We start from the raw sequence: 8,635 nt of genomic DNA on the forward strand, positions 1-8,635 counted from the left end.
TCATTTACCTGGCGGCACCCTTCGTCAAGAAGACCTTTCCCCTGCTGCGCGTCCACCAGTACAGCAGCCTGGCCACGCTGGCTTTCCGGGCCGGCCATGCCTATTGGGGCTGGCGTTTTACCGGCCTGGCGCTGCACTATGTCCAGGATTTGACGCAGCCCTATCACGCCAGCCTGTCTCCCGGCAATTCATCGGTCAAACTGATCGGCATCAACCTGCTGGCGATGGCGGGCTTTCCCAGAATGAAGAACGAGATGATTGTGCTGCTGTCCAATCGCCATCTGGCGCTTGAAAAATACCAGAACCAGCTGCTCTACAACGCGGCACAGACCAAGCAGGAAACCGCTATCGAGAAAAGTCTGCGCAACAGCGACAAAGACGCCAGCTACCCGGCCTGGTCCGACTTGTATGCGCGCGACGTCGTGAGCCGCCAGTCCTATGCCCTGGGTGCCAAGGTCACCGACATACTGGTGGACACCCTGCCGCCCGGCTATGTATCGGACCCCGGATTCGATTTCGGCGTGAAAGAGTCGGGCATCGATCTGCTGGCTGAACTCGGCAAACAGGATGCGGCCAGACGTGCCAAGCTGGACGGTGCTATCGCCGAATTGCTGGGCAATTTTGGCGCCCACAGTCGCAACGTCGTGCGCGGCGTCCTGAAAGCCAGCGCGTCGCCCTGATCAAGCCCACAGGACCGAACGCATCGAGATCGACGCCGCCTGAAAACTGGCATTGAAAAACTGCGGGGCCTCGTTGGTGTCGACCGCCCCGGCCGCATAAAGCAACGGTAAAAAATGCTCATGCGTGGGATGCGCCTGTTGCGCGATAGCCCCGAGCGCCTGGAAGTCCTGCAACGCATCAAGCTTGCCAGTTTGCAAATAATCCGCAATGGTTTGGTCGAATTCAAGGGCCCAGTCATAGGCCTGATTCGAGGGCGCGCCGAACTGCATGGTGCGCAGGTTGTGCACGATATTGCCACTACCGACAATCAGCACACCACGCTCGCGCAAGCCCTTGAGCTGCTGACCCAGCGCGTAGTGTTCGGCCGGGGGGCGGCTGTAGTCCATGCTGAGTTGAATCACCTGGATATCGGCATGAGGAAACATCGGCTTGAGGACTGACCACGCGCCATGGTCAAGGCCCCATTCCTGCAAATCGAGCGACAAGGGTATCGCGCTACCCGGCTGGCGCAGACTCTGACTGATCTCCTGTGCGGCCTCGGAAAAACCGGGTGCCGGGTATTGCTGATCAAAAAGTGCTTTCGGGAAACCACCAAAATCGTGAATCGTTTTGGGCCTGGCCATGGCGGTGAGCCACCAGCCTGTTGTCAACCAATGCGCAGAAACACACAACACGAGCTGCGGCGTGGGCCACTTCACACCAAACTCGGCACCCAGCGCCTGCCAGCTACGGCGGTACTCGTTGTCGTCTATAGCGTTCATGGGACTGCCATGACCCAGAAAAATGACCGGCATCTTGGCCGTTTTTCTCAGGGATTTGAATGAATCAACGGCAGTAGCATGGGCAGTGTCAGTCATAAAGGCTCCAAAAGACGCCGCAACAACTGCACCGGCAGCAATCGATGTTCGGCGAATCATGGTAATCCGTTTTTCTTGGCCACCCTGCACCCGACGCGTTTGACGACATGAACTTCCTGACGTCAAACTTGCGCCAAGGTGGCAGGAGGCATGGAATTTTGGTGTTTCTATCCCAAACTAAAATCTGTCAGAACTGTTATATTGCACTGCAACATTTCCCGAAAGTGAATTCATCATGCTCTACCGACTCTACGAAACCCAGCGTTCCTTGATGGAGCCTTTCACTGACTTGGCTCTTTCGGCGGCCAAGGCGTACGGCAACCCCCAATCATTTCTGGGGAAAAACCCGTTTGCGCAGCGTATTTCAGCGGGATACGACTTGATGCACCGCTTGGGAAAAGATTACGAAAAACCGGAATTTGGCCTGCGCACGATCGACGTGGACGGGGTCGGCATCGCCATCCATGAACGCATTGAGATCGACAAGCCATTTTGTGAATTGCGCCGTTTCAAACGCTTTAGCGATGATCCAAGTACGCTGGGAAAACTCAAGGGTCAACCTGCGGTTTTGATCGTGGCCCCCTTGTCTGGTCACTATGCGACGCTCTTGCGCGATACCGTCAAGACCATGCTCAAAGACCACAAGGTTTACATCACCGACTGGAAAAACGCGCGCCTGGTCCCCTTGTCCGAGGGGGAATTCCACCTGGATGACTATGTCAACTATGTTCAGGAGTTCATCCGCCACCTGCAGGGCATTTACGGCAATTGCCACGTCATCAGCGTGTGCCAGCCCACGGTGCCGGTGTTGGCCGCCGTCTCATTGATGGCCAGCCGAGGCGAGCTGACGCCTTTGAGCATGACCATGATGGGTGGCCCGATTGATGCCCGCAAATCCCCCACGGCGGTGAACAACCTGGCCGTGACCAAGAGCTACGACTGGTTTGAGCGCAATGTAATCTACAGCGTACCCAGCAACTTTGCGGGTGCGGGACGGCGTGTCTACCCCGGTTTCCTGCAGCACTCCGGTTTTGTGGCCATGAACCCCAGCAACCACGCCAAAAGCCATTACGACTACTTCAAAGACCTGATCAAAGGCGATGACGCAAGCACCGAAGCGCACCGCAAGTTCTATGACGAATACAACGCGGTGCTGGACATGGACGCCGACTACTACCTGGAAACCATCAAAGTGGTGTTTCAGGAGTACAGCCTGGTGAACGGCACCTGGGATGTCAAGAGCGTCGACGGCAAAATGGAGCGTGTACGCCCGCAGGACATCACCACCACAGCCCTCTTCTCCGTGGAAGGCGAGCTGGACGATATTTCGGGCTCCGGCCAGACCGAAGCGGTCCACAGCATCTGCAGCGGGGTGGTCGACTCGGAGCAAAAGCATCTGATCGTAGAAGGCGCCGGACACTACGGCATCTTTGCAGGTCGCCGTTGGCGTGACGTGGTGTACCCGCAAGTCAAAGCGTTCATCCTCAGCCACCAGCCGGAAGCAAAACCTGCCCAGGCGCCAATCGTTGATTCAAAGCCAGTTGCCGCCACCGTCGAACTGGCACCCTTCGCGGAACCTGCCAAGGCGTCGATTATCAATTCAAAACCAGTTATAGCCCCCGTAAAACGGGCGTTAGCTGCTACAAAAACTGCAGCAAAGAAGGTTATTCGAAAAAAATAATGACCGCGCTGGCCGCCGATATCCTTGCGGTGCTGCCCCAAACGCAGTGCACCCGCTGCGGCTACCCGGACTGCACGGCCTACGCGCAGGCCATCGCGCAGGGCTCGGCGGGCATTAACCAGTGCCCGCCTGGCGGCGTGCAAGGTATCGAGTGGCTGGCAACCATCACGGGCCAGCCCATCGTGGCGCTGAACCCGTCACATGGCGCAGAGGGTGCGCGCACCGTCGCTTTCATCGATGAAGACTGGTGCATCGGCTGCACGCTGTGCATCAAGGCCTGCCCGACCGACGCGATCATGGGCAGCAACAAGCTGATGCACACCGTGATCGAGGTTTTTTGTACCGGCTGCGAGCTGTGCCTCCCAGTTTGTCCGGTGGATTGCATAGAACTTGAAAACGTCACGGGCACCGCAACCGGCTGGGCCGCCTGGTCACGCCCGCAAGCCGATCTGGCCCGCAATCGCTATGAATTCAATAGCTACCGACGCAGTCGTGACGAGGGCGAGAACGATAAAAGGCTTGAAGAAAAAGCAGTGATGAAGTTGGCGGACTTGTCCCACCATTCGCTGCACACCGACCCCGCCATCCTGGACAAAAAACGGGCCGTGATTGAAGCGGCGGTGCAGCGGGCACGCGCCAAACGAGACGCCGGTAAAAGCGCCTGACAGGCCCGCTCAGATCAACCGTGAACCAGGTTTTTGTAAACGCCACAGCCAACAATCAGATCGCCCACCTGCTGTACAAAAGACATTTTTGATTGCACGCGCCCGGTCGTCGGATTGTTGATGTCGTATTCCACCCAACCCTGCTCGATTGCTGCCTGGTTCAGGATGTCATCCACCAAACCCTGCCCGTCAATGCCGGGAATATCCTGCACCCGGGTGCCGACCTTGGCCGGGTTACCGCCGAATGCCAGATAAGTGCCCTTGCTGTCAAGCACAAAAACATACATGTCGCGGTCATAAAAACCCTGCGTCGGGTCCGTGATTTCTCGCAAAAACGCATCGCGGGAGGCGCTGCGGCGACGATGCGCCGTGGCGCGATCGACGAGTTCAATAGCCTCTTCGGCAGAGCCCTGCTGCAGCTTGAATATGGCAACCGCCTCCACCAAAGTTGAGGCCCGGCCTTCCAGATTGGACGCTTGTGCCACCGCGCGTTCAACCATTTGCGCGTTGCGCTGGGTGATTTCGTCGAGTTGGCGCACCGCCGTCGTAATCTCGGTCAAGCCCGAGCTTTGCTCTGCGCTGGAACTCGATATCTGCGACATATTGGCCGCCACATCACGTATGCCGGACACGATCTGCGTGATGTTGCTGCCCGCCGCCCGGATCTTCTGGACGCTGGAAGCCACTTGGGTAGACGATGCCCCGATGAGTTTTCGGATCTCTTTGGCCGACTCGGCCGAGCGCTGGGCCAGGGACCTGACCTCGCTGGCGACCACGGCAAAGCCGCGACCTGACTCCCCCGCCCGGGCCGCCTCGACAGCGGCATTGAGCGCAAGGATATTGGTTTGAAAAGCCAAGCCGTCGATCACACTGACGATCTCATCCATGCGCTTGGCGCTGCTCTGGATAGCTTCAACCGAGGCAATCGCCTCAGCCATGGTGGTAGCCCCGTGATCGGCAACATCCCGCACGCTGGCGGCCTGCGAGTTGGCTTGGGCTGCGGTCTGCGCATTCTCATGCACCGTGGACGACAACTGCTCCACGCTGGCCGCCGTTTGTTCCAGATTGGCCGCCTGTTGCTCGGTCCGGTCAGACAGCTCGCGGTTACCCGCCGCCATGCTTTTACCCGAATGCGCGACGAAAGCGGCATTGCTGCGCACATTGGCCACCATCGCCGATACCGAAGCGCCGATCTTGCTTGTGGACGATGCCAGGCCGGCGAGTTCGTCCCGCCCCTGGGTCACCAGACTCAGGCGTAAATCACCTCGCACCATCTGCTCCATGGCTTGCGTGACCTGCCCTAAATCCTGGGTAAAGCTCCGGTAAAAGGCCAGCAGAAAATACACCGCCAGCAGCACGCACACCGCGCTCAAGCACGCCACCAGCGTTGCGCCCAATCCAACTCGCTCAGTCAGAAAATATTGAATCAACACCACGATCGGCGACGCCATCAACACGCCCCCCAGCAGCAAAAACTTGATGGCAAGGCGCATATGCCGCATCAACCACAGGCCAGGGAAAAGTAGTCGTCCAAACATCATGGGGCTGTCTCTCTAATATTTTTAATTTCCCCGCTCTTATACGGCAAGTGTCCGACGGCAACCTGACAAATTACTTTTATCTCCTCAACTTGATTGCCAAACACCTGTTCGCAAGACCACTAACCAGCTACCTGGTGGACCACTGGGGCGCAGCAGGTGCGCTACCCAAGCGCATCGTTCACCTGATCGTTGAACTCTGCCAGGCTCACGGCATCGCCGATCTCGCGTGGCAGCGCGTCGCGCACCGAGAACACCCCCAAAATCTTGGCCGCAGGGGTGACGATGGGCAAGTGTCGAAAGCCGCGCTCGATCATGATCAGCACCGCTTCGGAGACTTTCATGTCGGGCCCCACGCTTTGGGGGTTGTGCGTCATGACCTCGGAGACCTGTGTGGTTTGCGGATTGAGCGCCTTGGCCAGCACACGCGTCATCAAATCGCGCTCGGTAAGAATGCCCAGCATGGTGCCCAGGGTGTCAATGATGAGCACGCTGCCGCAATTGGCCTTGGTCATGATGCACGCGGCATCCCAAACGCTGGCCTGCGGCGGCAGGCTCACCAAGTGCCGTTGGGACATGGATTGAAGTACGGTACGTTCAGACATGATTTCCGTCCTGTTCAAATCAAGCAGTGAAACAAATGAAAGGGTTCAGACCCGCATCAACGCAGCGACGCGTTGAGCTTGTCGAGCGCCCGGGATCCCGGGCATAGCTGCGCCACGCCCAACTTGTTGAGCGGCACGTCGCAGGTGTTGAGACCCACATGCATGTCGGTGGCCAGCGGGTCCAGGTAAAGCAGACCCGTCACCACTTCGCCACGCGCCTGATGCGCATTCATGTAGCTCAAGGCGGCGTAACGATCGGTTGGATCGTAGTCCGTGTGCAGCTTGCGAAGACGCAGGTTGGAGCCGTCGTGTTGCTGCACCTCCACCACCTCGCCCGGTGCATACTCGGTGGTGATTTCACTGCGCGTCGTGATGAAATCGATACGGCTGACAGCCTCGTTGTGCTGCCGCACGTAGTCATAGCTCTTGGTGCTGCCACCGTGGTTGTTGAAGGTCACGCAGGGACTGATGACATCAATGAACGCGGCCCCGCCGTGCCCGATCGCGCCCTTGATGAGCGGCACCAGCTGCGCCTTGTCACCCGAGAAGCTGCGCGCCACGTAAGTAGCACCGAGTTGCAGGGCAAGCCCGACCAGATCAACCGGATTGTCGCTGTTGATCACACCCTTTTTGCTTTTGGAGCCCCGGTCTGCGGTGGCCGAGAACTGACCCTTGGTCAGACCATAGACGCCGTTGTTTTCTACGATATAGGCCATGTTCACGCCACGCCGCATGGCATTGGCAAACTGCCCCAGACCGATGGACGCCGAGTCCCCGTCACCCGAGACGCCCAGATACAGCAGATCGCGGTTTGCCAGATTGGCGCCCGTCAACACAGAAGGCATGCGCCCATGCACGGTGTTAAAGCCGTGCGAGGCGCCCAGAAAATAATCCGGCGTCTTGGAACTGCATCCGATGCCCGACAGCTTGGCCACGCGATGCGGTTCGATATCGAGCTCCCAGCAGGCCTGGATGATGGCCGCCGAGATCGAGTCGTGTCCGCACCCGGCACACAGTGTGGAGATACGGCCTTCATAGTCACGCCGGGTGTAGCCCACCTTGTTGGTGGTCAGCGTGGGGTGATGCAGCCTGGGCTTGGCGAGGTAAGTCATGCGGCCTCCTTTTGCAGGGGAATCGTTGGGGTATCCATCGACACAGGGTGCAGATTCTTGCTGATGGCATGGGTGATGAAGCGCGCGGTAATGGGGGTGCCGTCGTAATGCAGCACCTTGACCAGCCGCGCCGGGTCGATGGCTAGCTCATTGACCAGGAGGGAGTGCATTTGCGCGTCGCGATTCTGCTCGACCACGAACACCTTGTCGTGCTCGGCAATGAATTTATCGACCGACTCAGGGAATGGAAAGGCGCGCAAGCGCATGGCGTCCAGATCAATGCCCTCCTCCTTGAGCACGTCCAGCGCTTCCTGCATGGCTGGACTGGTCGATCCAAAGTAGATGACCCCGACCCGAGTCGGACGTGCCGCGGGGCGCAGCACCGGTTGCGGCACCAGATCCGCTGCCGTTTTGAACTTGCGCAGCAGCCGCTCCATGTTGTAAATGTAGTCCGGCCCGCGCTCGGAGTAGCGGGCATAGGGGTCGCGCGTCGTGCCACGCGTGAAGAAGCTGCCTTTGGTCGGGTGCGTGCCGGGCAGCGTGCGCCAGGGTATGCCATCACCATCAACGTCCTTGTAGCGACCAAAGTCCTTACCGGCTTCGAGCTCCTCCGCCGTCATCACCTTGCCGTGGTCGTAAATCCGTGCGTCGTCCCAGACAAAGGGCTTGCACAGGCGCTGATTCATGCCAATGTCCAGATCGGTCATCACGAAGATGGGCGTCTGCAGACGGTCCGCCAGGTCCAGCGCGGCCGCTGCGTGTTCAAAACATTCGTGCGGGTCTTCCGGAAACAGCAGCACATGCTTGGTGTCGCCATGCGAGGCATAGGCGCAGCTGAGTAAATCCGACTGCTGAGTGCGGGTTGGCATGCCGGTGGACGGCCCGCCGCGCTGCACATTGATGATGGTCACCGGAATTTCGGCAAAGTAGGCCAAGCCAATAAATTCCGTCATCAGCGACACACCGGGCCCGGATGTCGCGGTAAAGGCCCGCGCGCCATTCCAGCCCGCGCCCACGACCATGCCGATGGAGGCCAACTCGTCTTCGGCCTGCACGATGGCGAAGTTGTTCTGCCCGGTGGCGGGGTCGACGCGAAACTTGTCGCAATACTTCTGGAATGCCTCCGGCACCGACGACGAGGGCGTGATCGGGTACCAGGCTGCCACCGTGGCGCCACCATAGACACAGCCCAGCGCCGCAGCACTGTTGCCATCGGTGAAGATCTGGTTGCCGACCTTGTCCGCCCGGCGGACCCGGATACCCAGCGGGGCATCCAGGTGCTGCTTGACATAGTCGCGCCCCAAATGAAGCGCACGCACATTGGACTCGAGCAACATTTCCTTGCCCTTGTACTGCTCGGCAAAAAGTTTTTCGAACACCTCGGCCTCGACGTCCAGCAGCACCGACAACGCCCCCACGTAGATGATGTTCTTGAACAGTTGGCGTTGGCGCGGTTCGGCATACGCCGCGTTGCTGATTTCGGTCAAGGGCATGCC

Annotated in this window: 8 protein-coding genes; 3 read left to right on the top strand and 5 right to left on the bottom strand. The window is 59.0% G+C overall.

Going from position 1 to position 8,635, the window contains the following annotated elements; genetic code table 11:
* Window positions 1–680, top strand: a 680-nt coding sequence (locus B3V69_RS14370) for a hypothetical protein (RefSeq protein WP_296447639.1), incomplete at its 5' end; no start/stop codon positions are given.
* Here B3V69_RS14370 and ygiD read toward each other — a convergent pair.
* Window positions 681–1,538, bottom strand: coding sequence for a 4,5-DOPA dioxygenase extradiol (gene ygiD, locus B3V69_RS14375; protein WP_296447641.1), 858 nt, complete (start codon window positions 1,536–1,538; stop codon window positions 681–683). It abuts the gene before it with no gap.
* Between the two features lie 235 nt (window positions 1,539–1,773).
* Between ygiD and B3V69_RS14380 the strand changes: the two genes are divergently transcribed.
* Window positions 1,774–3,219 (top strand): polyhydroxyalkanoate depolymerase, encoded by a 1,446-nt coding sequence (locus B3V69_RS14380; RefSeq protein ID WP_296447643.1) that lies wholly within the window; start codon window positions 1,774–1,776, stop codon window positions 3,217–3,219.
* Entirely contained in the window at window positions 3,219–3,884 is a 666-nt protein-coding gene (rsxB, locus tag B3V69_RS14385) for an electron transport complex subunit RsxB (protein ID WP_296447645.1), read from the top strand. Before B3V69_RS14380 ends, rsxB begins: the two co-directional genes overlap by 1 nt.
* A 14-nt stretch (window positions 3,885–3,898) precedes the next feature.
* Here the strand turns inward: rsxB and B3V69_RS14390 are convergent, their stop codons facing one another.
* The 4 genes from B3V69_RS14390 to B3V69_RS14405 all read right to left on the bottom strand — a co-directional run.
* Window positions 3,899–5,425, bottom strand: a complete 1,527-nt coding sequence (locus B3V69_RS14390; RefSeq protein WP_296447647.1) for a methyl-accepting chemotaxis protein — start codon at window positions 5,423–5,425, stop codon at window positions 3,899–3,901.
* A gap of 161 nt (window positions 5,426–5,586) precedes the next feature.
* Window positions 5,587–6,027 carry a cyclic nucleotide-binding/CBS domain-containing protein gene (locus B3V69_RS14395; protein ID WP_296447649.1) on the bottom strand — a complete coding sequence of 147 codons (441 nt, stop codon included), beginning with the start codon at window positions 6,025–6,027 and terminating at the stop codon, window positions 5,587–5,589.
* A gap of 56 nt (window positions 6,028–6,083) precedes the next feature.
* Entirely contained in the window at window positions 6,084–7,139 is a 1,056-nt protein-coding gene (locus B3V69_RS14400; RefSeq protein ID WP_296447651.1) for a 2-oxoacid:ferredoxin oxidoreductase subunit beta, read from the bottom strand.
* Window positions 7,136–8,635, bottom strand: a 1,500-nt coding sequence (locus B3V69_RS14405) for a 2-oxoacid:acceptor oxidoreductase family protein (RefSeq protein WP_296447653.1), incomplete at its 5' end; no start/stop codon positions are given. The genes B3V69_RS14405 and B3V69_RS14400, both read right to left, overlap by 4 nt.

The sequence above is a fragment of the Rhodoferax sp. UBA5149 genome (assembly GCF_002413825.1).
GTDB lineage: Bacteria > Pseudomonadota > Gammaproteobacteria > Burkholderiales > Burkholderiaceae_C > Rhodoferax.

Coding starts and splice junctions, on each gene's coding strand:
- ygiD (WP_296447641.1), bottom strand. CDS start 1,538: ATGACTGACACTGCCCATGCTACTGCCGTTGATTCATTCAAATCCCTG.
- B3V69_RS14380 (WP_296447643.1), top strand. CDS start 1,774: ATGCTCTACCGACTCTACGAAACCCAGCGTTCCTTGATGGAGCCTTTC.
- rsxB (WP_296447645.1), top strand. CDS start 3,219: ATGACCGCGCTGGCCGCCGATATCCTTGCGGTGCTGCCCCAAACGCAG.
- B3V69_RS14390 (WP_296447647.1), bottom strand. CDS start 5,425: ATGATGTTTGGACGACTACTTTTCCCTGGCCTGTGGTTGATGCGGCAT.
- B3V69_RS14395 (WP_296447649.1), bottom strand. CDS start 6,027: ATGTCTGAACGTACCGTACTTCAATCCATGTCCCAACGGCACTTGGTG.
- B3V69_RS14400 (WP_296447651.1), bottom strand. CDS start 7,139: ATGACTTACCTCGCCAAGCCCAGGCTGCATCACCCCACGCTGACCACC.